The organism is Pseudomonas sp. TUM22785 (assembly GCF_028198105.1).
Lineage (GTDB): Bacteria > Pseudomonadota > Gammaproteobacteria > Pseudomonadales > Pseudomonadaceae > Metapseudomonas > Metapseudomonas solani.
In genome coordinates, this window is the sequence record NZ_CP116239.1 from 4,220,743 (window position 1) to 4,246,144 (window position 25,402).

The following is a 25,402-nucleotide window of genomic DNA, read 5'->3' on the forward strand; positions in this document are numbered from 1 at the left end:
CCCCGCCAGACACCGCGCTCTCTTGATCAATGGCCAGGCCCACGGCCTGCAAGAACAAGATCAAGGGAGCCTGTGATGAACTCGACCACCCTGCCCGCCGATGCCGCCCGGGAACGCGCGACCACGGGCGACGACCCGCACTGCTACGAGACCGACCTGCCGGCGCGCCTGGACCGCCTGCCCTGGGGCCGCTTCCATACGCTGCTGGTGATGGCCCTGGGCATCACCTGGCTGCTGGACGGGCTGGAGGTGACCCTGGCGGGCTCGGTGGCCGGCGCGCTGAAGGACAGCCCCGTGCTGCACCTGACCAACGCCGAAGTGGGCCTGGCCGGCGGCATGTACATCGCCGGAGCAGTGCTGGGGGCGCTGTTCTTCGGCTGGCTCACCGACCGCATCGGCCGGCGCAAGATGTTCTTCCTCACCCTGGCCGTGTACATCAGCGCCACCGCCGCCACCGCCTTCGCCTGGAACATGTGGAGTTTCATGCTGTTCCGCTTCCTTACCGGCGCCGGCATCGGCGGCGAGTATTCGGCCATCAACTCGACCATCCAGGAGTTCACCCCGGCGCGCTTCCGTGGCTGGGTGGACCTGGGCATCAACGGCACCTTCTGGGTCGGCGCGGCCCTGGGCGCAGTGGGGTCGGTGATCCTGCTGGACCCGGACATCCTCGGTGGCGACATGGGCTGGCGCCTGTGCTTCGGCATCGGTGCGGCCCTGGGCCTGGTGATCCTGCTGATGCGCCTGTGGCTGCCGGAAAGCCCGCGCTGGCTGATGATCCACAACCGGCCCAAGGAGGCCCTGGCGATCATCGACGACATCGAGGCGCGCTTCCGCCGCGAGGGCCATGAGCTTTCCAGCGTCGAGCACCTGCCGAAGATGCGCCTGCGCGGCCGCGACCACACGCCGCTGAACGAGGTGTTCCATACCCTGTTCAACGTGCACCGGCGTCGTGCCATCGTCGGCCTGAGCCTGCTCACCAGCCAGGCGTTCTTCTACAACGCCATCTTCTTCACCTATGCCCTGGTGCTGACCGACTTCTACGACGTGCCCAGCGAGAACGTGGGCTGGTACATCCTGCCCTTCGCCCTGGGCAATTTCTGCGGGCCGCTGCTGCTCGGCCGGCTGTTCGACCATGTGGGGCGGCGGGTGATGATCAGCGGCACCTACATCATTTCCGGCGTGCTGCTGACCCTGAGCGGCTACCTGTTCCAGCAGGAGATGCTCGACGCCACCCAGCAGACCATCGCCTGGATGGTGATCTTCTTCTTCGCCTCGGCAGCGGCCAGTTCGGCCTACCTGACGGTGGCGGAGACCTTCCCGCTGGAGATCCGCGCCCTGGCCATCGCCGTGTTCTACGCCTTCGGCACCGGTTTGGGCGGCATCGTCGGCCCGTTGCTGTTCGGCCAGCTGATCGAGAGCGCCGAGCGCAGCAACGTATTCATCGGCTACCTGATCGGCGCCGCGCTGATGGTCGGCGCCGGCCTGGTGCAGGCGTTCTGGGGCGTGGCAGCGGAGCGCCAGCCGCTGGAAAGCGTGGCGGCGCCGCTGTCCCAGGTGGACGAGGTGCCGCGCACGGCCTGATCAGCCCTCCAGGCCCAGGCGCTGGTGCCACTGGGCGATGGACTCCTGCGGGTAGAGGTCGAAACGCTGGTCCTTGACGCCGGCCTCCACCTCCACCCATTCGGCTTTCGAGCCGAGCATCAGGTGGGTGTGCTCCGGCGGCACCGGCAGGGGCGTGTCGATGGCCGAGGCGAAGGGGTGGATCAACTCCGGCCATTCCGGGCTGAACAGCCACAGCCCGCTGCCGCACAGCGAGCAGAAATGCCGCTCGGCGGTGCTGGCGTGGGCCCGCTTGTCGCCCTCCTCCTTGAGCCGCGCGTGGTAGACGCTGATGTGCTTGCGCCCGGTGACCTTCAGGCTCTGCGCATCCCCGGAGAGGTTGATGGCATAGCCACCGCCGCCCTGGGTCTTGCGGCAGATGGAGCAGTAGCAGCGCTGGTAGGGATAGGGGTGGGCGCTGTCCAGGCTGAAGGACACGGCTTGGCAATGGCAGGAGCCTTCCAGGTGCATGCTGACCTCCGGGGTCGAATGGATTGCAGGGCATCTGGACAGGAGGATCGCCGGGGTTGCACGGGGTCGTTCGTCGGTTGGGCCGTAGGGCGAGTGAAACCCGCGTGTATGCAGGCACAGGGCCGTCGGGTTGCACCCGATGTAGGGGCGCCTTCAGTCGCCAAGGAGCGTGCAGCGCTCCCGGCCAGGCACCCTCCCCGACCGTAGGAGCGAATTCATTCGCGAAATGGGTGGAGCGCAGCGAGGCCCACCCTCACCGCCCGGACGGACCGCCATTGGTGGATGAAAAGAGCGTCATCCACCCTACACACCGGTTGGCGCCGTGGCCCGGGATTGGGCACATGTGTAGGGTGGACCACGCCTCACCGGTCCACCTTGCGTGCCTCCCGGCAACACCGATTAGTGGATGAAAAGAACGTCCCAGGCACCGCATCGTAGGGCGGGTTAAACCCGCGTGTGCCGGGGTGTCGGGTTGCACCCGACCTACAACAGCCAGATTGCCAGCAGCACGACGAGTACGCAGACCAGCAGCCCGACGGCAGAGACCCAGGCGGATTCGGGCATGTCATCCAGGAAGCGCCCCCGTGGGTAGCGGCCGAGGGTGAAGGCTTTCACGAAGGGCCAACCAATCCAGAACAGCACCCCCTCCACCAGCACCTCGAGCACTGCACGGAGAAGCCAGCCGATAACCCGCAACACCCCGCCAAAGATCTCCTCCATCCCTTACTCGCACGCCCCGCGCTGGAAGAAGAAGTAGCCCATGTAGTGCAGCACCATCTCCTGCTTGCCGATGGAGACGATTTTGTAGTTGCCCATGCCTTCGGTGCTGATGGTGTCGCCTTCGACGCGGTAGGCGCCGCTTTGGGTGAAGCCGCCCATGCTGTAGTCGAGGGTGCCGGCGCGGGTGAAGTCGTAGGTGGAGTTGTCGGGTTCGCGCTCGCCGTCCTGGGTCGGGGCCAGGCCCTTGAGGCACCAGGGGCCGTAGAGGTCGTCGAGCCTGTAGTCGGCCGCGCCCGCGCGGGTGGCGAGCAGCAGCGTGGCGAGGGTCAAGGCGAGCGAGGTGGGTTTCATGGTCGATCCTTGGGCGGGAAAAGAAGGGAGGACTAGGTGATCTGCATGAACACCGAAAGCAGCATGGGCCAGGCGAGCTTGACCAACTGCGGGACCAGCAATATGACCAGGACCAGGCCGGCGAGCAGGCGCAGGCCCTGGCAATCGGCGTCGCGGTAGAAGGTCCAGGCCACGCGCGCCAGGTAATGCAGGGCGACCAGTATCGGCCCGTAGACCATCGCCAGCAGGCCCAGCATGCGCAGGTCGAAGTCCTGGTCGAGGCCACCCTGGCGCAGGCTTTCCTGGCCCGGATCGAGCAGCAGCCCGACCAGCATGGTCCGTATGCCGATCATCAGCAGCGCGCTGGTGATCAGGTTGCCCAGCAGCGAGGCCTGGGCCGGTTCGACCAGCAACGCACGCACCAGGCCGGCGGTACCCGCCCAGGCGCCCAGCAGCAGAAACGCCGAGAACAGATGAGTGCTCCAGGGCAACAGCAGGGAGAGCAGCGCCAGCGGCAGGGCCGTGAGCACGCCGAACAGCAGGTAGCAGAGCAGGCGCAGCGTCACCCCGAGGGAACGGAGCTGAGCGCTCATGGCCGGCACCGGCGGGCCTGGTGGGAGGTGGATGGCATGCGTACGTCCTTGTACCGGGCGGCGTTATTCGCCGATGTCTTCGTTCCAGAGTTCCGGGCGGGCTTCGATGAAGTCTTCCATCAGGGCGATGCAGGTGGCGTCCTGCAGCACCTCGACCTCGACGCCGCGGGAGCGCAGCAGTTCTTCCTCACCGAGGAAGGTGCGGTTCTCGCCGACGATGATGCGCGGGATGCCGTAGAGGAGGATCGCGCCGCTGCACATGGAGCACGGCGACAGCGTGGTATAGAGCACCGCTTCGCGGTAGACGCTGGCGGGCTGGCGGCCGGCGTTTTCGAAGGCGTCCATTTCACCGTGGCGGATGGCACTGCCTTCCTGTACCCGGCGGTTGTGGCCACGGCCGATGATACGGCCCTTGTGGACGATGACCGAGCCGATGGGAATGCCGCCTTCGGCCAGGCCCTGGCGGGCTTCGTCGATGGCGGCCTGCATGAATGCGTCCATGGTGGTGCTCCTTGCGCGGTTGCGTCGATGGAGCGAACGCTACGAGATGGCCGGCGGGCTGTCCACTGGTGCGTGAAGGCGATGTGACGAAGCGATGAACGCCGTGCCGGGGGCGGCACGGCGTGAAGCAATCAACGCTCGCGCAAGGCTTCGGCGCGGGCGCGGATGATGGGCTTGAGCAGGTAGCTGAGGATGCTCTTCTTGCCGGTCATGATGTCCACCGAGGCGACCATGCCGGGGATGATCAGCAGCGGCTTCTCATCGGTACCCAGGTGGCTTTTGCGGGTACGCAGCTTGATCAGGTAGAAGCTGTTGCCCTCTTCGTCGGTGATGGTGTCCGCGCCGATCTGCTCCAGCTCGGCCTGCAGGCCGCCGTAGATGGTGTAGTCGTAGGCGGTGAACTTCACCATGGCCTTCTGCCCGGGGTGGAGGAAGGCGATGTCCTGGGGACGGATGCGCGCCTCCACCAGCAGGGTGTCGTCCAGCGGGACGATTTCCACCAGGTCGCTGCCCGGCTGGATCACGCCGCCGATGGTGTTGATCAGCAGTTGCTTGACGATGCCACGCACCGGCGAGGTGACCAGGGTGCGGTTGACCCGGTCCTCCAGCGCCTTGCCGGTGGCCTCGGCCTTGTTCAGGTCGGTGCGCGCCTCGTTGAGCTGGGTGAGCGCCTCGCTGCGGAAGCGCGAGCGGGTTTCGGCGATCTTCTGTTCCACTTCCTTGATCGCCGATTCGGCGCGGGGAATGGCCAGGTTGGTGGCCTCGAGCTGGCCACGGTTCTCCACTTCGGCGCGGCGCAGGCGCAGCACTTCCACCTTGGAGATGGCGCCGTCGGCCACCAGGGGCTCGGAGATGGCGATCTCCTGGCGCAGCAGCTCCAGGCTGTTGCGGTACTGGCCCTGCTTGGAGGCGAATTCGCGCAGTTCCTGCTGTTTCTGCACCAGTTGCTCTTCGAGGCCGGCGACTTCGTCGTGCAACTGCTGCTGGCGGCTGCCGAACAGCGCTTCCTCGCTCTGCGCCTGGCCGGGTGCCTTGGCGCGCAGCTCTTCGCTGATGGCCAGCTCGCGGCCCTCCACCTCGGCGCTCAGGCGCTCGACGCGCAGGGCCATGGCGACGCGGTCGGCATCGGTTTCGCCGACGTTGGACTGGAAGCGCGTGGCATCCAGGCGCAACAACGGGTCGCCGATTTCGACCACCTGGCCTTCGTGGACGAACATCTCGGAGATGATGCCGCCTTCGAGGTTGGAGATCTTCTGCAGCTTGGACGAGGGGATCGCCTTGCCATCGCCACGGGTGACTTCGTCGATCTCGGCGAAATGCGCCCAGAAGCCGAGGAACAGGGTGAAGCCGATCAGCGTCCAGATGGTCAGGCGCACCACGCGGGGGGCGTCCTCGACCAGCGCCTTGCTGACTTCCGGCAGGGGCTGGCCGGAGAGGTCTTCGCGGCCTTTGAAATAGCTCAGCAACGATTGGCCCAGAGACTTACGCGACACTGATCTGCCCCTTTTTCAGCGCTTCCATCACGGCGTCCTTCGGACCGTCGGCGATGATCTGCCCTTTGTCGACGATCAGCAGGCGGTCCACCAGCGAGAGCATGGAGGCGCGGTGGGTGACCAGCAGCACGGTCTTGTTGGTGATCACCGCGTTGAGGCGCTGCTTGAGGCGTTCCTCGCCGGTGTTGTCCATGGAGCTGGTGGGCTCGTCGAGCAGCAGTATGGGCGGGTCGAGCAGCAGCGCGCGCGCCAGGGCGACGTTCTGTCGCTGGCCGCCGGAGAGGTTCTGCCCACGCTCGCCCACTTGCAGCTCGTAGCCCTGGGGGTGCAGGCGGACGAATTCGTGGACGCCGGACAGCTCGGCGGCCTGCAGCACCAGTTCGTCCTCGACGTAGCGGGCACCGGACACCAGGTTGTCGCGCAGGGTGCCGGCGAGCAGCTGGATGTCCTGGGGCACGTAGCCGATGTTGTGGCGCAGGTCGCTGACGTCCAGCTGGCGTACGTCGACGCCGTCGATCAGCAGGCTGCCGGAGTCGGCCTGGTAGAGGCCGACGATGAGCTTGGCCAGGGAGCTCTTGCCCGAGCCGCTGCGGCCGACGATGCCGATCTTCTCGCCGGGGCGGACGATCAGGTTGATGTTGTTCAGCGCCGGGGTCTGCTGGTTCGGGTAGGTGAAGTTCAGCTGGCGCATTTCGACGGCGCCCTGCAGGGTCTGGCGCGTCAGCGGGCGTTCATCCTCGTGGCGCTCCTGGGGCAGCTCCATCATGTGGTTGACCGAGAGCATGGTCAGGCGCGCCTGCTGGTAGCGGGTGATCAGGCCCGAGAGCTGGGTCATCGGGCCGAGGGCGCGGCCGTTGAGCATGTAGCAGGCGATCAGGCCGCCCATGCTGAGCTCACCGGCAATGATCAGGTAGACGCCGGCGACGATCATCACCACGCCGGCCAACTGCTGGATGAGCAGCGTGAGGTTGAGCGAGAGGCTGGAGAGCATCTTCACCCGCAGCTCGAGGCGGCCGAGGGTGCCGATGGTCTGCTCCCAGAGGTACTGGCGCTCGCTTTCGGCGTTGTTGACCTTGACCGCGTCGAGGCCGGCCAGGGTTTCGATCAGGCTGGACTGGCGCTCGGCGGACAGCGCCATGGTGCGGTCCATGGTTTCCACCAGGGGCTTCTGCAGCAGCCAGCCGATGGTCATCGCGAGGACGAAGGCGACCACGGGGATCCACACCAGGTGGCCGCCGAGGATGCCGATCACCAGGAGGATCAACAGAGTGAACGGCAGGTCGATCACGCTGGTCATGGTCAGCGAGGCGAGGAAGTCCCGCAGCGACTGGAATTCGTGGATGTTCTGGGCAAAGCTGCCGACCCGCGCCGGGCGGTTCTTCATGGCCATGCCGACGATACGCTCGAACAGCGTGGCCGAGATGATCATGTCGGTCTTCTTGCCGGCAAGATCGAGGCACAGCCCGCGCATGGTCTTGAGCAGCAGGTCGAACAGGTAGGCGCCGGAGATGCCGATGGCCAGCACCCAGAGGGTGGCGGCGGCCTGGTTGGGCACCACGCGGTCGTAGACGTTCATCACGAACAATGGGGCGCCGAGGCCGATCAGGTTGATCAGCAGGCTGGCGGCCACCGCATCTATATAGAGCCAGCGGGAACGCTTGAGGGTGTCGCGGAACCAGTGGCTGACCCGGGGAATGAGGCTGCCGTGGTTGAGGTCGAACTTGTGCTGCGGCTGGGCGAAGAACGACTGGCCGCTGTAGTCCTCGGCCAGCAGTTCGCGCTTGACCCGCACCTCGCCACCATCGCTTTCGCTGAGCAGCAGGCGCGCGTCGCCATTTTCTTCCCAGGCCAGCAACAGGGCACAGCGCCCTTCCTTGAGCAGCAGCAGGGCCGGCAAGGCGATCGCCGGGATCTGCTCCAGCTTGCGTTGCAGCACCCTCCCCTGCAGGCCCGCACGGGCTGCGGCACGGGGCAGCAGCTCGGGGGTCAGGCGCTGGCCGGGCAGCGGCAGGCCGGCGGTGAGCATGGCTCGGCTGGCCGGACGCTGATGCTGCAGACAAAGGGAGAGCAGGCTATCCAGGAGTGGATCGTCAAGCTGTCCGCGTGGATCGTGACTGAAGGGTACTCGGCTGACTTCTGGATCCACGCTTGGACACTCTTTCTCTAGGACGGGTGAAGGCTCAGTTCAGGCCCGGCAGGGTCGCCTCGGGCTTGAGTTCGGACTGGACGACGGAGGCCATCGGCGCGACCACGCCCTGGCTCTTGAGCAGTTCGCCAATGGTCGCCTTGATCCGGTACTGAGTAAACAGTTCGACGTAGCGAATTTCCACCAGGCGGCGGGACGCGGTGAACAGTTCGTTCTCGCTGTCCAGCAGGTCCAGCAGGGTGCGCTCACCGATGCTGAACTGCTTCTGGTAGGACTCGCGTACCCGGGTACTGTAGTCGACATATTGCTGGGCGATCGGGATTTGTTCGCGGGCGTTGGCCAGGGCGTTCATGGACAGACCCAGGTCTTCGTTGAGCACGCGCAGGGCGTTGTTGCGGATGTCCAGCGCCTGGTTGATCTGGTAGGCCTTGGATTCCAGGTCGGCCTTGTTGCTGCCACCGGCGAACAGGTTGTAGCGCATGCGCAGCATGGCCTGCCATTCGTTGACGTGGCCGTTCTGGCCGTCCAGGTCGTTGTCGGCACCACGGCTCAGCTCGGCGTCGAAGCGCGGGTAGAAGAAGGACTTGGCCGCGTCGTACTGCTTCTCGGCAGCGGCGACGTCCGACTCGGCGGAACGCAGGATCGGGCTGTTGGCCAACAGGGTCTGGCGGGCTTCGGCGATGTCGGTGGGCAGTTGGCCCGCCAGGCCGGCCGGCTCGCTCAGGTCCACCGGGTCGATGCCGACTACGCTATAGAAGTTGGTGCGGGCGTCAGCCAGGTTGGTCTGCTCGGTGATCAGGTTGTTGCGGGCCTGGGCCAGGCGCGCTTCGGCCTGGTCCTGGTCGGCCAGGCGACCGACGCCACGGCTGCTGCGCAGGCTGATCTGGTCATAGATGCGCTGGTGGCTCTTCAGGTTGTTTTCCGCCAGGCGGACCATCTCCTGGCGCTGGATCACGTCGATGTAGACCTGGGCTGCGTCCAAGGCCGTTCTTTCCGACGTACCGAGCAGCGAGTAGGCACGGGAATTGACTGTGGCTTGCTGGCGGGCCACTTCGCTGGAGGTGGCGAAGCCGTCGAACACCATCTGTTGCAGGCGCAGCGACGATTCGCCACGGGTCATGGTCTTCCAGTGGTCGCCCTGGCCACGGGTGGTGGTGTTGTCGGAACCCTCGCGGCCGTAGCCGGCGAGCAGGTCGACTTTCGGCAGGTAACCGCCCTTGGCGGCCTTCAACTGGTAATCGGCGGACATCCGGCTATTGATGCCGGCCTGGACTTCGGGGTGTACATCCAGTGCGCGCTGCATGGCTTCGGAAAGAGTCTGGGCATGGAGCGGAAGACTCGCAGCAAGAGCGAAAGGCACGACACAAGCAAAACGCAGACGCATGGATTGGCATCCTTATCAGAGTGTTGGAGACAGTAGTTTGAAGGCCGAAATCACCGTCATGAAATTGGCATCAACCTCGCTCTCGCGGAGCAGAAAACCGTGATCCAAGTCTCATTGAAAAATTCCGGACGGCCATCGAATATCAAAGTGACATTACGAAAACGATTGTTTAGGATGGATGCCAATTGGTCAATACATTGGCATAAACTTAATAGCAAAACGCGATAAGCCAATAAATTGACGACAAAAAAATACCACCTTTAAACAAGGGAATGCCTGCATCGAAACGGCTCTTCGCAAGAGCACCGAAGCAGCACGCCGAAGCTAGAGCCAAACCAGGAGAGTCACCCTCATGAGCAGTGTCGTTGCAATCGTCAAGAGCGTTGTCGGCCAAGTAGTTGCAGTCTCTCCGGAGGGTGTGCAGCGCCAGCTCATAGAAGGTGATCGCATCTTCCAGGGCGATCAGCTGATCACCGGCGCTGCGGGCATGGTGACCCTTGAACTGCCCAACGGCAAAATGCTCGACCTCGGCCGCGACACCCAGTGGAGCAGCGCCGAGATCGCCCCCCAGGCCGCTGACGACAAGCCGGCCACCCAGGCACCCAGCGCCGATGAGCTGCAGAAAGCCATCGCCGCCGGCGTCGACCCGACCCAAGCCTTCGAAGCCACCGCGGCCGGCGGCGCCCCTGCTGCGGGCGGTGCTGGCGGTACTGGCGCGGCCGGCGGCAGCCACAGCTTCGTGCTGCTGGACGCCACGGGCGAGCGCGTCGACCCCACCGTCGGTTTCAACACCGAAGGCCTGGCCTTCCAGGCGGCCGGCGGTGACGAAACCCAGGACCCGCTGCAGAACGTCGCCCCCGAGTTCACCGACGGCTCCGGCAACCCCATCACCACCTTCAACCTGGTCACCGACGAAGACATCCCGCTCAGCGGCACCTTCACCAGCCGTGACGCCAACGGCGACCTTGTGACCTTTTCCGTCACCCGTGTACCGGCCAACGGCACCCTGGCGCTGAACCCGGACGGCACCTGGACCTACACCCCGGGCCAGGACTACAACGGCAGCGACAGCTTCGAAGTGACCGTGAGCGACAGCCGCGGCGCCTCCACCCCGCTGACCGTCAACGTCGGCATCAACCCGGTGAACGACGCCCCGGTCGCCAGCGGCACCTATGAAGCCAGCGTCGACGACACCGCCGCCGCCGATACCTTCGCCGACATCAAGGGCCAACTGACCGCCACCGACGTCGACGACACCGTTCTGACCTGGAGCGGCAGCGCCAAGGGCGCCTACGGCGAGCTCACCGTCAACGCCGATGGCAGCTACACCTATGTCGTCAATGCCGATGCCGTGAACGGCCTGGGCCTGGGCGAGAACGCCAGCGAGAACTTCACCGTCACCGTGAAGGACCCCTCCGGCGCTAGCGATACCCGCGTCATCACCATCAACTTCACCGGCACCAACGACACCCCGATCGCCACCGCTACCACCGCGGCCGTGACCGAAGACCAGAGCATCACCGGCAACCTGGTGGCCACCGACGCCGACAAGGGCGCGGTCCTCTCCTATGCGGTGGATGGCAAGGCCCCGGCCGGCTTCACCCTTAATGCCGATGGCTCCTGGGCCTTCAACGCCGGCGACGCCGCCTACCAGTCCCTGGCTGAAGGCGAGACCACCACCGTCACCATCCAGTACATCGTCACCGACGAGCACGGCGCCCAGGCCACCAACACTCTGACCGTCACCGTCACCGGCGTGAACGACCCGGCCATCCTCGGCAGCGCCAACGTGCAGCTGACCGAAACCAACGCCCCGCTGAGCACCGCCGGCACCCTGTCCATCAGCGATGTCGACAGCCCGAACACCTTCGTTGCCCAGAGCAACGTTGCCGGCACCTACGGCACCTTCAACATCGACGCCAACGGCAACTGGAGCTTCGTCGCCAACTCGGCCTTCAACGAGCTGAACGTCGGCCAGTCCTACAGCGAATCCTTCAAGGTCGTCTCCGCCGACGGCACCGAGACCAGCGTCACCGTCACCATCAATGGCACCAACGACGCGGCCGTCCTCAGCAGCGCCAACGTGCAGCTGACCGAGACCAACGCCCCGGTGACCGCCAACGGCACCCTGACCATCAGCGACGTCGACAGCCCGAACACCTTCGTGGCGCAGAACAACGTCGCCGGCAACTACGGCACCTTCAGCATCGGCACCGACGGCAAGTGGACCTTCGTCGCCAACTCGGCCTTCAACGAGCTGAACGTCGGTGACAAGCGCACCGAAAGCTTCGAGGTCTCCGCTGCCGACGGCACCAAGACCAGCGTCACCATCACCATCAACGGCACCAACGATGCCCCGGTGGGCGTGGCCGACAAGATCACCCTGGACGAAGACACCACCGCCACCGGCAATGTGCTGAGCAACGACACCGACGTCGACAGCAGCAGCCTGACCGTCACCAAGTTCAGCCTGACCAACCTGCCCTTCGTCAGCTTCAAGGCCGGCGAGACCGCCGACCTGGTCATCGGCAAGCTGACCATCAAGGCCAACGGCGAATTCACCTTCGTGCCGGCCAAGGACTACAACGGCCCGGTGCCGTCCATCACCTACACCCTGAGCGATGGCAGCGCCACCAGCACCGCCACCCTCACCTTCGACATCACCCCGGTCAACGACGCCCCGGTCAACACCGTGCCCGGCGCCCAGAGCCTGAACGAAGACAGCAGCAAGAGCTTCAGCCTGCTGACCGGCAACAGCATCGCGGTCCGCGACATCGACGGCGACCAGCTGACCACCACCCTTTCCGTCGAACACGGCGCGCTGACCCTCGGCCCGCTGAGCGGCGGCGTTTCCTTCAGCGGCAACGGCACCGGCAGCATCACCCTGGTGGGCAGCCAGGCGGCCATCAACGCCGCCCTGCAGGGCCTGAAGTACGTTCCGGCCAAGGACTATAACGGCCAGGACACCCTGACCATCAACACCACCGACGGCAAGCTGAGCGACAGTGACAGCGTCACCCTCACCATCAAGCCGGTGAACGACGCGCCGGTGGCCACCCCGACCACCGATGCCACCACCGAAGACGCCCCGGCCATCGGCGGCAAGCTGGCCGCCACCGACGTCGACGGCGACACCCTGACCTACAGCGCCAAGGGCACCCTCCCCGGCGGCTTCACCCTGAACACCGATGGCACCTGGACCCTGGACCCGAGCCACGCCGACTACCAGCACCTGGCCGAAGGCGCGTCCACCACCCTGACCATCAACTTCACCGCCACCGACGGCAAGCTGTCCAGCAGCAGCACCCTGACCATCACCGTCACCGGCGTGAACGACAAGCCGACCATCACCGCCGCCACCGCTGCCGCCAGCGAAGGCGACGGCCAGATCAACGGCCAGATCGCCGCCAATGACGTCGACGACGGCGCGGTCCTCGCCTTCAGCACCACCACCAATATCGCCGGCCTGACCCTGGGCAACGACGGCAAGTGGACCTTTGACGCCAGCAACGCCGCCTACGACTACCTGAAAGGTGGCGAGCAACTGGTCATCAAGGTGCCGGTCACCGTCACCGACGAGCACGGCGCCAGTGCCGACAGCACCCTGACCATCACCCTCACCGGCACCAACGACGCACCGGTGGCCAATGCCGTCAGCGCTTCGGGCAACGAAGACCAGGCCGCACGCATCCAGGTGAACCTGTCCGGCAGCGATGTCGACGGCAGCGTCACCGGCTTCACCATCGGCTCCGTGCCCGCCAACGGCACCCTGTACGCCGGCGCCAACGGCGGTACCGCCCTGAAGGCCGGCGACAGCGTCACCGGCCCGGTGTACTTCGTCCCGGCCAAGGACTGGAACGGCACCACCACCTTCGAATACAGCGCCGTCGACAACAACGGCGCCGTTTCCGCCGACAAGGCCACCGCGACCATCACCGTGGCCCCGGTCAACGACCGCCCGGTCGGCGTCAACGACAGCGTCACCCTGAACGAAGACCAGACCGCCACCGGCAACGTCCTGACCAACGACAAGGACGTGGACGGCGATACCCTGGTGGTCACCAAGTTCAACATCACCGGCTTCCCGCTCGTCAGCGCCAATGCCGGCGGCACCATCGACCTGCTGGGCACCGGCAAGCTGACCATCAAGGCCAACGGTGACTTCACCTTCGAGCCGGCCAAGGACTACAACGGCCCGGTCCCGAGCGTCACCTACACCCTGAGCGACGGCAGCCTCACCAGCACCGCCACCCTCAAGTTCGACATCACCCCGGTCAACGATGCCCCGGTCAACAGCACCCCGGGCGCCCAGACCCTGGCCGAGGACGGCAGCAAGGTCTTCAGCCTCTTCGGCAACAACAGCGTCGCCGTGAGCGACGTGGACGGCGACAAGCTGACCACCACCCTCAGCGTCGACCACGGCGTGCTGAGCCTCGGCCCGATCCTCGCCAACGGCCTGACCTTCAGCGGCAACGGCACCGGCAGCATCACCCTGTCCGGTAGCCAGGCGGCCATCAACGCCGCCCTGCAGGGCTTGAAGTACGTCCCCGCCGCCAACTACAACGGCCAGGACACCCTGACCATCAGCACCAGCGACGGCAAGCTGAGCGACACCGACAGCATCACCCTGAACATCACTCCGGTGAACGACGCCCCGGTGGCCAGCGCCAGCAGCGCCACCACCGTCGAAGACGCCCCGGCCATCGGCGGCAAGCTCGATGCCACCGACGTCGACGGCGACACCCTGACCTTCACCCTGAACAACCCCGCCCCGGCCGGCTTCAGCCTGAACGCCGACGGCACCTGGACCTTCGACCCGAGCAACGCCGCCTACCAGGCCCTGGGCCAGGGCGAGCAGTTGATCATCCAGATTCCCTTCACCGCCACCGACGGCTCGCTGTCCAGCGGCAACACCCTGACCATCACCGTCACCGGCGTGAACGATGTGCCGGTCGTCAGCGGCGCCATCACCTACGGCACCAACGAAGACGCCGCCGGCCAGGTGATCGACCTGCTGGCCAAGGCCAGTGATGCCGACGCCAAGGACGTGCTCAGCGCCGTCAACGTCAGGGAAACCAGCGGCAACGACGCCGCCGGTGTCACCGTCCAGGGCAACACCCTGGTGGTCGACCCGTCCCGGTACAACTACCTGGCCAAGGGCGAGAGCGTCGTCCTGACCTACGAATACCAGGTCAGCGACGGCAAGGGCGGCCTGGTCACCACCAGCGCCACCGTCACCATCGACGGAGTCAACGACGCGCCGGTGGTCAGCAGCGCCATCGCCGTGGACAGCAACGAAGACGCCGCCTCCTTCAGCGTCGACCTGCTGGCCAACGCCAGCGATGTCGACCTCAGCGACGTGCTGGGCATCAGCAACTTCAAGCAGGTCGGCAGCGGCGACGCTTCGGGCGTGACCCTCAGCGGCAACGGCCTGCAGGTGAACCCGAACGCCTACAACTACCTCGCCGCCGGCGAGAAGCTGGTGCTCACCTACAGCTACGACGTGGTCGACAACAACGGCGGCGTCACCCCCACCACCGCCACCCTTACCATCGAGGGCCGCAACGACGCCCCCGTACTGGAAAGCACCGTACAGAGCGGCAGCATCACCGAACGCGCCGACGGCGTGCCCGGCGAGAACGCCGGCAGCCTGACCGCCAGCGGCGACTTCGGCTTCAGCGACGCCGACCTGAGCAACACCCACACCGTGGGCACCGAGCTGGTCAGCGCGAAGGACGGCAACGGCCAGAGCGTCAACGTGCTGGGCAACCTCAGCGCCAGCATCAGCGATGCCGCCCAGGGCGACGGCCAGGGCTCCGTGCACTGGAACTACAGCGTCGCCGCCGGCGCGCTGGACTACCTGGGCGCCGGCGAGACCGTGACCCTGGTCTACCGCGTCACCGTCACCGACAGCAGCGGCGCCCCGGTCTCCCGTGACGTCACCATCACCCTCACCGGCAGCAACGACGCCCCGGTGGTGAGCGGTGTCGCCACCACCCTGACCCACGAAGACGCGTCCGCCTACAGCCTCGACCTGCTGCAGCACGCCTCCGACGAAGACGCCAACGACGTTCTCAGCGTCGGCAACGTCCAGCAGGTGGGCAGCGGCGATGCGTCCGGCGTCAGCTTCGACGCCGCCAGCAACAGCCTGAAGATCGACCCGTCCAAGTACGACTACCTGGCCGTGGGCGAGAAGGTCGTCCTCACCTACAGCTACGAAGTCAGCGACGGCCACGGCGGCGTCACCAGCGCCAACGCCTCGATCACCATCGAGGGCCGCAACGACGCCCCGGTGGTCACCGACACCAGCGTCACCGTCGATGAAGAAAGCACCGGCACTCCGCTGAACATCGCCGCCCCGACCGACGTCGACACCAGCAACGTCCTGACCATCACCGTCAGCGGCCTGCCCACCGTCGGCACCGTGACCCTGGCCAATGGCACCCCGGTGACCAACGGCCAGACCCTGACCAGCGCCGAGCTGCAGGGCCTGAAGTACAACGGCCCGGCCGACTACAAGGCCGGCGACCCGGTTGGCGACTTCAAGTACAGCGTCAACGACGGCACCACCACCGTCGAAGGCAAGGTCACCCTGGGCGTCAACCCGATCAACGACGCGCCCGATGCCAACGACGACTTCGGCGTCATCGCCGGCCTCAAGGGCAACTACTACGCCTACCGTGAAGGCACCGACGGCGGCAACCTGGAGAACCTCGCCGGCGTCACCGCCTTCATCGCCGGCCGCACCCCCAGCGCCACCTTCACCGCCACCCAGCTCAACTACGGCAACGGCGTGTCCACCGACCTGGGCGGCGACCAGCAGCTGCAGAAATTCCTCGGCGCCGATGCCGGCTCCCTGAACACCGACCCGGCGAACAGCTCGGACGCCATCATCCAGCTCACCGGCCAGATCAGCCTCGCCGCCGGCACCTACCAGTTCAAGGTCACCGCCGACGACGGCTACAGCATCGTCATCGACGGCAAGGTGGTCGCCGAATTCAACGGCAACCAGGGCCCGACCGCGCGCGAATCGGCCACCTTCACCATCACCGAAAGCGGTGCCCACAACATCCAGATCGTCTATTGGGACCAGGGCGGCCAGGCCCAGCTCAAGGTCGAACTGCGTCCGGAAGGCGGCAGCTACACCGTGGTCGGCGGCAGCCAGCTGACCCAGGCCGGCAACGACGTACTGACCACCAACGAAGACCAGCCGCTGACCATCGAGCCCTCCACCCTGCTGGGCAACGACACCGATGTCGACGGCGACAGCCTCACCATCATCAGCGTCCAAGGCGCCAAGAACGGCACCGTGGAACTGGTCAACGGCAAGGTGGTGTTCACCCCTGCGCCGAACATCAACGGCACCGGCTCCTTCACCTACACCGTGAGCGACGGCCATGGCGGCACCGATACCGCCACCGTCACCGTGGGCGTCAAGCCGGTGAACGATGCACCGGTGGTCGACAGCACCTCCCTCACCGTGGCGGAGGAAAGCGTCGGCACCAACCTGGGCCTGAAAGCCCCGACCGACGTGGACGGCAACCCGCTGACCATCAAGGTCGCCGGCCTGCCGACCCTCGGCAGCGTGACCCTGGCCGACGGCACCGCCCTCACCAATGGCCAGACCCTCACCAGCGCCCAGCTGCAAGGCCTGAAGTACAACGCCCCGGCCGACTACAGCGCCGGCCAGGCCGTTGGCAGCTTCACCTACAGCGTCAACGATGGCACCGCCACCGTCAGCGGCCAGGTCGCCCTGGGCGTGAACCCGGTGAACGACCTGCCGGTGATGAACAACGCATTCGTCAACGTGGACGAAGACAGCAGCCTCACCAGCCAGCTGAACGCCACCGACGCCGACGGCGACACCCTGACCTACAGCCTCAAGTCCGGCACCAGCAACGGTACGCTGGTACTGGATACCGCCACCGGCGAGTACACCTACAAGCCCAACGCCAACTACAACGGCCCGGACTCCTTCACCGTCACCGTCAACGATGGCAAGGGCGGCGTGGTCGACGCCGTGGTGCGCATCACCGTCAACCCGATCAACGACGCACCGACCGCCAACCCGGCCAACCTGAGCGTTGCCGAAGACACCCCGGTGAGCGGCAAGGTGGATGCCCACGACGTCGACGGCGACACCCTCACCTACCGCATCGCCAGCGGCAACGGCCCGCAGAACGGCACCCTCACCCTCTACACCGACGGCAGCTACACCTACCGGCCGAACAAGGACTACAACGGGCCCGATGCCTTCACCGTCACCATCAGCGATGGCAAGGGCGGCACCACCACCAGCCTCATCAGCATCGACGTGACCCCGGTCAACGATGCACCGGTCACCGCTGACCAGGCCAAGGAAACCGACGAAGACCAGAGCGTCAGCGGCAAGATCGTCGCCACCGACGTGGAAGGCGACAAGCTGGCCTACGTCATCCAGTCCGGTGTCGACCACGGCTCGCTGCTGCTCAACACCGTCACCGGCGAGTACACCTACACGCCGAACAAGGACTACAACGGCAACGACACCTTCACCATCCGCGTCTATGACGCGAAAGGCGCCTACGCCGACTCCGTGGTGAGCGTGAAGATCAACCCGGTCAACGACGCACCGGTGAGCAGCCCGTCCAGCATCAGCACCAACGAAGACACCCCGATCGACGGCCAGATCGTCGCCCGCGATGCCGATGGCGACGCCCTCACCTACAGCATCGCCAACGGCAACGGCCCGCAGCATGGCACCGTCACGCTCAACGCCGACGGCACCTACACCTACAAGCCGGGCAAGGACTTCAACGGCAGCGACGCCTTCACCGTCACCATCGACGATGGTCACGGCGGCACCACCACCAGCCTGGTCAGCGTCACCGTCAAGCCGGTCAACGACGCCCCGGTCACCGCCGACCAGGCCAAGGAAACCGATGAAGACCAGAGCGTCAGCGGCAAGATCGTCGCCAGCGACGTGGACGGCGACAAGCTGACCTACGTCATCCAGGCCGGCGTCGACCACGGCTCCCTGCTGCTCAATACCGTCACCGGCGAGTACACCTACACGCCGAACAAGGACTTCAACGGCACCGACACCTTCACCATCCGGGTCTACGATCCGAAGCTCGGCTATGCCGACTCCGTGGTGTCCATCAAGGTCAACCCGGTCAACGATGCACCGACCAGCAGCCCGTCCAGCGTCAGCACCGACGAGGACACCCCGGTCGAAGGCAAGGTCACCGCCCGTGACGTCGACGGCGACACACTCACCTACAGCATCGCCAACGGCAACGGCCCGCAGCACGGCACCGTGACCCTCAACGCCGACGGCACCTACACCTACCAGCCGGCCAAGGACTTCAACGGCAGCGACGCCTTCACCGTCACCATCAGCGATGGCAACGGCGGCACCACCACCAGCCTGGTCAGCGTCACCGTCAAGCCGGTCAACGACGTGCCCGTCGCGCCCGACAGTACCGCCAGCGTGGACGAGGACGGCACCCTGATCAGCCGCATCACGGCCACCGACGTGGACGGCGACAGCCTCACCTACACCCTGAAGACCGGCACCGCCAACGGCAGCCTGGTGCTCAACCCGAACACCGGCGAGTACACCTACAAGCCCAACGGCGACTACAACGGGCCGGACAGCTTCGTGGTCACCGTCAGCGACGGCAAGGGTGGCGTGGTCGATACCGTGGTCAACATCACCGTCAACCCGGTCAACGATGCCCCGACTGCGGCCAACGACACCGCCAGCACCCTGGAAGACACCGCCGTCACCATCGACGTGCTGGCCAACGACCGCGACGTCGACGGCGACAGCCTGACCCTGATCGGCGCCAACGCGCAGCACGGCAGCGTCAGCATCGTCGACGGCAAGCTGGTCTACACCCCCACCGGCGACTACAGCGGTGCGGACACCATCACCTACACCGTCACCGATGGTAAGGGCGGCAACAGCACCGCCACCGTCCAGGTCGGCATCCAGGCCGTGGCCGATGCCCCGAACCTCGGCGCCCAGGCCCCAAGCGGCAACCCCGCGGCCACCGGTCTGCTGCAACAGAGCTGGAACAACCTGCCCCTGGGCAGCGGCGGCAACGGTGCCAACCCGGCCACCCTGAAGAGCACCATCGACGCCGCCGGCACCCCCGCCAGCAGCGGCAACCTGGCCGATGCCCACATCGACAGCGTCAACGCCGGCGTGGCCAACAAGCTCAGCGGCCTGATCTACCTCGAAGCCGGTCAGACCTACACCTTCAGCGGCTCGGGTGACGACAGCGTGCTCGTCTCCGTGGGTGGCACCACCGTGGCCAACGCAACCTGGGGCGGCTCCACTGGCCAGTTCAGCGGCAGCTACACCGCCCAGGAGAGCGGCTACTACACCCTGGACATCTACCAGCACAACCAGAGCGGCCCGGGCACCCTGGACGTCAACGTCAAGGTCGGCAACGGCCCGGTGCAGGACCTGTCCAGCGCCAACGTGCAGCTCTACACCAAGCCCAGCGACCTGGCCGGCAACGGCCTGCACCTGTCGGAGCTGCATGGCAGCGACGGCAAGGGCTACTACCAGCTCTACAACGTCAACGAAGGTGACGAGGACAGCAGCATCCCGCTGTCGCGCCTGACCGCCTCGCTGAAGGACACCGACGGCTCGGAAAGCCTCTCCGTGGGCATCTCGCAGATCCCCGAGGGCGCCACCCTGACCGACGGTGTGAACAGCTTCACCGCCACCAGCGGCAGCACCAGCACGGACATCAGCAGCTGGAACCTGGGCAACCTGAGCATCACCCCGCCGGCCAACTACAACGGCACCTTCGACCTGAAGGTCACCGCGACCGCTACCGAAGGGGCCAACGGCGACAAGGCCAGCACCAACCTGACCCTGCCGGTGACCGTGCACGCCGTGAATGACGCGCCCACCAGCGCCGACAACACCGTCAACACCAACGAAGACACCCCGCGCAGCTTCACCAGCGGCGACTTCGCCTTCAACGATGTCGATACCGGCGATAGCCTCAAGGGCATCCGCATCAACAGCCTGCCGGCCAGCGGCAGCCTCAGCCTGGGCAACGAAGCCGTCACCGTCGGCATGATCATCACCGCGGCGCAGATCGCCTCCCTGGTCTACACCCCGGCAGCCAATGCCAACGGCAACAGCAGCTTCAGCTTCTCGGTGCAGGACCAGAGCGGCGCCTTCTCCACGTCCAACACCATGACCATCCAGGTCGCGGCGTTGGACAGTGCCCCAGGCCTGGCCAACAGCACCGTGAGCTTCGCCGAGAACATCGCCTCCGGCAGCACCATCGCCGACCTCAGCGACCGCTTCACCGGCACCGACCAGGACCGTGATGGCGAGCCGCTGTTCTACAGCATCACCGGTGGCAACGACGCTGGCCTGTTCAGCATCAACTCCAGCACCGGCGTGATCACCCTCGCCAACGGCAAGACCCTGGACTACGAGACCGCCACCCAGCACCAGCTGCAGGTCAGCGCCACCGACGGCAAGACCCCGGTCACCGCCACCGTCACCATCGACGTCACCAACGTCAACGACAACGGCGTGGTCATCAGCGACAGCAACGCCGCGGCCAACACGGTTGCCGAGAACGCCACCAACGGTTCCACCGTCGGCCTGACCGTACTGGGCACCGACGGCGACGCCGGCGCGACCATCACCAAATACGAGCTGACCGACAACGCCGGTGGCCGCTTCGCGATCAACGCCACCACTGGCGTGGTGACCGTGGCCGATGGCAGCAAACTCGACTACGAGGCGGCTACCAGCCACAACATCACCGTCAAGGTCACCAGCTCCGATGGCAGCACCAACACCCAGGTGTTCACCATCAACCTGAGCAATGTGAACGACAACGGCGTGGTCATCACCGACAGCAATGCCGCGGCCAACACGGTTGCCGAGAACGCCACCAACGGTTCCACCGTCGGCCTCACCGTACTGGGCACCGACGGCGACGCCGGCGCGACCATCACCAAGTACGAGCTGACCGATAACGCCGGTGGCCGCTTCGCGATCAACGCCACCACTGGCGTGGTCACCGTGGCCGATGGCACCAAGCTCGACTACGAGGCGGCTACCAGCCACAACATCACCGTCAAGGTCACCAGCTCCGATGGCAGCACCAATACCCAGGTGTTCACCATCAACCTGAGCAATGTGAACGACAACGGCGTGGTCATCACCGACAGCAATGCCGCGGCCAACACGGTTGCCGAGAACGCTGCCAACGGTTCCACCGTGGGCCTGACCGTACTGGGTGTGGACGGCGATGCCGGCACCACCATTACCAAGTACGAGCTGACCGACAATGCCGGCGGCCGCTTCGCGATCAATGCCACCACCGGTGTCGTCACCGTGGCCGATGGCACCAAGCTCGACTACGAGGCCGCCACCAGCCACAACGTCACCGTCAAGGTCACCAGCTCCGACGGCAGCACCAATACCCAGGTGTTCACCATCAACCTCAGCAACGTGAACGACAACGGCGTGGTCATCACCGACAGCAACGCCGCCGCCAACACCGTTGCCGAGAACGCCACCAACGGTTCCACCGTCGGCCTGACCGTACTGGGCACCGACGGCGACGCCGGCGCGACCATCACCAAATACGAGCTGACCGACAACGCCGGTGGCCGCTTCGCGATCAACGCCACCACTGGCGTGGTGACCGTCGCCGATGGCAGCAAACTCGACTACGAGGCCGCCACCAGCCACAACATCACCGTCAAGGTGACCAGCTCCGACGGCAGCACCAATACCCAGGTGTTCACCATCAACCTGAGCAATGTGAACGACAACGGCGTGGTCATCACCGACAGCAACGCCGCCGCCAACACCGTTGCCGAGAATGCCGCCAACGGCAGCACCGTCGGCCTCACCGTACTGGGCACCGACGGCGACGCCGGCGCCACCATCACCAAGTACGAGCTGACCGACAACGCCGGTGGCCGCTTCGCGATCAACGCCACCACCGGTGTGGTCACCGTGGCCGATGGCACCAAGCTCGACTACGAGGCGGCCACCAGCCACAACATCACCGTCAAGGTCACCAGCTCCGATGGCAGCACCAACACCCAGGTGTTCACCATCAACCTGAGCAATGTGAACGACAACGGCGTGACCCTCAGCGACTCCGACAGCGCCACCAATACCGTGGCCGAGAACGCCGCCACCGGCACCCGCGTGGGCGTCACCGCCCTGGGTGTGGACGGCGATGCCGGCACCAGCGTGACCTACGCGCTGACCGACAACGCCGGCGGCCGCTTCGCGATCAACGCCACCACCGGTGTCGTCACCGTGGCCGATGGCAGCAAGCTCGACTACGAGGCCGCCACCAGCCACACCATCACCGTGCTGGCCACCAGCTCCGACGGCAGCACCCAGTCGGCGACCTACTCCATCGCCGTGACCAACGTCAACGAAGCCCCCGTGGTGGTCGCTGGCGCTGCGGTCACCGGCAACGAAGACACCAACTACGTCTTCAGCTGGAGCGACTTCAAGGTCAGCGACGTGGACGCCAACAGCAGCCTGTCGATCAAGGTCGAGAGCCTGCCGGGCGAAGGCAAGCTGCAGGTCAAGGTGGGCAACACCTGGACCGATGTCAGCGCCAACACCACCGTCACCAAGTCGGTGATCGATGGCGGCGGCCTGCGCTTCGTGCCGGATTCCAACGAATCCGGTCACGACAGCTTCAGCAACACCGGTGTCGGCCTGAACAAGCAGACCTACGCCGAGTTCAAGTACAGCGGCAGCGACGGCTCCCTGAGCACCGCCAGCAGCACCATGAGCATCGACATCGCGCCGTCGGCCGACGTCCCGACGCTCACCGTGAAGTCGGCGGCCGCTGCCAACCTGTTCACCACCACCTGGGAAAGCGCGCCGAACAGCGACAGCACCTCCCAGGACGTCACCAGTGCCACCTTCGAGAACTGGAACCTGGTCACCACCGGCGATGTACGCAGTGGTGGCAACAACGTGTTCGAAGTCTGGGCCAACGGCGACAGCATGCAGAACCAGGCCGGCAACATGGTCACCGTCAAGCTGCAGGGCACCGGCAACAACGACGCCCTGGAGCTCAACGACGCCAGCGGCAGCATGTCGCAGACCCTGGGCGTGACCCGCAACGTCACCACCGAGGTCGGCAAGGTCTACGAGCTGAACATGGACTACGCCGGCCGCCTGGGCTTCGACACCAGCTTCACCAAGATCGCCGTCTACCTCGGCAATACCCTGGTGGGCGAATACGCCTCCACCAGCAGCCAGACCAGCCTGAACTGGGAGAACATCCACTTCAGCTTCGTCGGCACCGGCAATACCGAGGCCCTGACCATCAAGCTGGCCGGCACCTCCACCGACTCCAGTGGTCGTGGCGCGCTGATCGACAACATCACCCTCACCTCGTCCCAGGGCGTGGTGGCCGGCGATGGCGGCGTCAGCGGCAAGACCAGCATCGCCCTGGCCAACTACATCGGCGGCGCACTGACCGACACCGACGGTTCCGAGAGCCTGAGCTACCAGCTGAGCAACCTGTCCAACGGTTCGACCATCGTCGTCGGCGGCACAACCCTCAGCGCGGTCAACGGCGTGTACACCCTCACCGCTGCCCAGTTGGCCACCGCCAAGCTGCAGGTCTCCGGTGACGTGCGCGGCGACATCGGCCTGGACGTCAAGGCGGTCAGCACCGAACCCAACGGCAGCACTGCCAGCACGGCGTCCCAGCACCTGACCCTGAACATCGTCGATGGCGGCGTGGAGCACACCAGCTACACCACCAACACCATCACCATGGCCGACGCCACCGGCACCACCAGCCTGAGTGGCGGCTTGACCGGCGAGTACTGGGGCTACAGCGAGAACGGCACCAGCCGGCCGAACCTCACCACCCTGAGCCAGGTCGAGAACTACATCGAGGGCCGTTCCGGCAACAACAGCAGCCTGGTGGGTTCCAACACCAACGCGGCGAATGGCTCGGTCAACGCCACCTTCATCGCCAATGTCATCGACTACGGCCTGAAGAACGGCAGCCCGGTGTTCAGCGACGACCTCGGTGACAACCGCACCGTCACCAGCGGCACCACCATCGGCTCGTCCAACAACAGCCAGAACAACCTGTACGACTTCCTCACGGCGGCCAGTACCGGCAACGTCACCAGCCTCAAGGCCGGCGGGGCGAACCTGGGTGACACCAGTGACGCCATCATCCGCGCCCACGGCTTCATCGACGTCGGCAACGGCGGAACCTACGACATCCGCATCACGGCGGACGACGGTTACCGCCTGCTGATCGACGGCCAGGACGTCGCCAACGCTGACAAGATCCAGTCCACGACCACCGACACCTACAAGAACGTCAGCCTCACCGGCGGCTTGCAGGCGCTGGAACTGCTGTACTGGGACCAGGGCGGCTCCGCCACCCTGAAGATCGAGCTCAAGCCCAGCGGCAGCGATGACTCGGCGTACAAGACCCTCGGTACCGGCGATTACCAGCTGTTCCAGGCCACCACCCTGTCCAGCGGCCAGGAATTCGTGGAAACCAGCACCGGCTGGGCGGTTCACACCATCCAGACCACCACCGGCACCGAAGCCAGCGACCTGATCAATGGCAGCAAGTACTCCGACATCATCAACGGCGGCAACGGCCACGACGTGCTCTACGGCAACGCTGGCAACGACCTGCTCAACGGTGGTGACGGCAACGACCTGCTGATCGGCGGTATCGGCAACGACACCCTCACCGGTGGCGCAGGCGCGGACGTCTTCATGTGGAAGGCGGGCGATGTCGGCAACGACGTGATCAAGGACTTCAACGCCACCCAGGGCGACCGCATCGACCTCAGCGACCTGCTGCCCGATGCCGCGCACTCCGGCAACCTCCTCGATTACCTCAAGGTCGACACCGCCACCAGCACCCTGCAGGTGAGCACCACCGGCAACATCAACAGCGGCGCCGATGTGACCATCAAGCTCGAAGGCGTGGACCTGACCCAGTACGGTTCCACCTCCTCGCAGATCGTCAGCTCCCTGGTGGCCGGCTCCGACCCGCTGGTGAAAACCGAGCACCACTGATCCACCGACAACGCCCCTCCCCGTCGCCGTGCACCGGCGGCGGGGAGGCGGCCGGTTCGCTTTCCCCATGTTCCCCACTGGCCTGCGCGT

The 25,402-nt window shown here is 65.8% G+C and carries 10 protein-coding genes; 2 read left to right on the forward strand and 8 right to left on the reverse strand.

What is annotated here, in order from left to right:
- The first annotated feature begins 75 nt into the window (after window positions 1-75).
- Window positions 76-1,581, forward strand: coding sequence for an MFS transporter (locus tag PI990_RS19165; protein ID WP_021222455.1), 1,506 nt, complete (start codon window positions 76-78; stop codon window positions 1,579-1,581).
- Here PI990_RS19165 and PI990_RS19170 read toward each other — a convergent pair whose 3' ends face one another.
- The 8 genes from PI990_RS19170 to PI990_RS19205 form a co-directional block, all read right to left on the reverse strand.
- Window positions 1,582-2,070 carry a GFA family protein gene (locus tag PI990_RS19170; RefSeq protein ID WP_271658139.1) on the reverse strand — a complete coding sequence of 163 codons (489 nt, stop codon included), beginning with the start codon at window positions 2,068-2,070 and terminating at the stop codon, window positions 1,582-1,584. It lies immediately after the preceding gene.
- Window positions 2,071-2,553: 483 nt separating this feature from the next.
- Window positions 2,554-2,790 (reverse strand): hypothetical protein, encoded by a 237-nt coding sequence (locus tag PI990_RS19175; protein WP_271658140.1) that lies wholly within the window; start codon window positions 2,788-2,790, stop codon window positions 2,554-2,556.
- A gap of 3 nt (window positions 2,791-2,793) precedes the next feature.
- Entirely contained in the window at window positions 2,794-3,141 is a 348-nt protein-coding gene (locus PI990_RS19180; protein WP_271658141.1) for a hypothetical protein, read from the reverse strand.
- Between the two features lie 32 nt (window positions 3,142-3,173).
- Entirely contained in the window at window positions 3,174-3,713 is a 540-nt protein-coding gene (locus PI990_RS19185) for a hypothetical protein (RefSeq protein WP_271658142.1), read from the reverse strand.
- Window positions 3,714-3,776: 63 nt separating this feature from the next.
- Window positions 3,777-4,214 carry a nucleoside deaminase gene (locus tag PI990_RS19190; protein WP_021221981.1) on the reverse strand — a complete coding sequence of 146 codons (438 nt, stop codon included), beginning with the start codon at window positions 4,212-4,214 and terminating at the stop codon, window positions 3,777-3,779.
- Window positions 4,215-4,345: 131 nt separating this feature from the next.
- Window positions 4,346-5,707 carry an HlyD family type I secretion periplasmic adaptor subunit gene (locus PI990_RS19195; RefSeq protein ID WP_037022326.1) on the reverse strand — a complete coding sequence of 454 codons (1,362 nt, stop codon included), beginning with the start codon at window positions 5,705-5,707 and terminating at the stop codon, window positions 4,346-4,348.
- Complete coding sequence (locus PI990_RS19200) at window positions 5,697-7,853, reverse strand: type I secretion system permease/ATPase (RefSeq protein WP_271658143.1); 2,157 nt, start codon at window positions 7,851-7,853, stop codon at window positions 5,697-5,699. The genes PI990_RS19195 and PI990_RS19200 overlap by 11 nt, the downstream gene beginning before the upstream one ends.
- 34 nt (window positions 7,854-7,887) lie before the next feature.
- The gene (locus tag PI990_RS19205) at window positions 7,888-9,237 is read right to left on the reverse strand and encodes a TolC family outer membrane protein (protein ID WP_031288730.1); all 1,350 of its coding nucleotides are present in this window, start codon (window positions 9,235-9,237) and stop codon (window positions 7,888-7,890) included.
- A 352-nt stretch (window positions 9,238-9,589) separates the two neighbouring features.
- Here PI990_RS19205 and PI990_RS19210 point away from each other — a divergent pair, with 352 nt between their 5' ends.
- Window positions 9,590-25,312, forward strand: a complete 15,723-nt coding sequence (locus tag PI990_RS19210; protein WP_271658144.1) for a retention module-containing protein — start codon at window positions 9,590-9,592, stop codon at window positions 25,310-25,312.
- The last annotated feature ends 90 nt before the right edge of the window (window positions 25,313-25,402 follow it).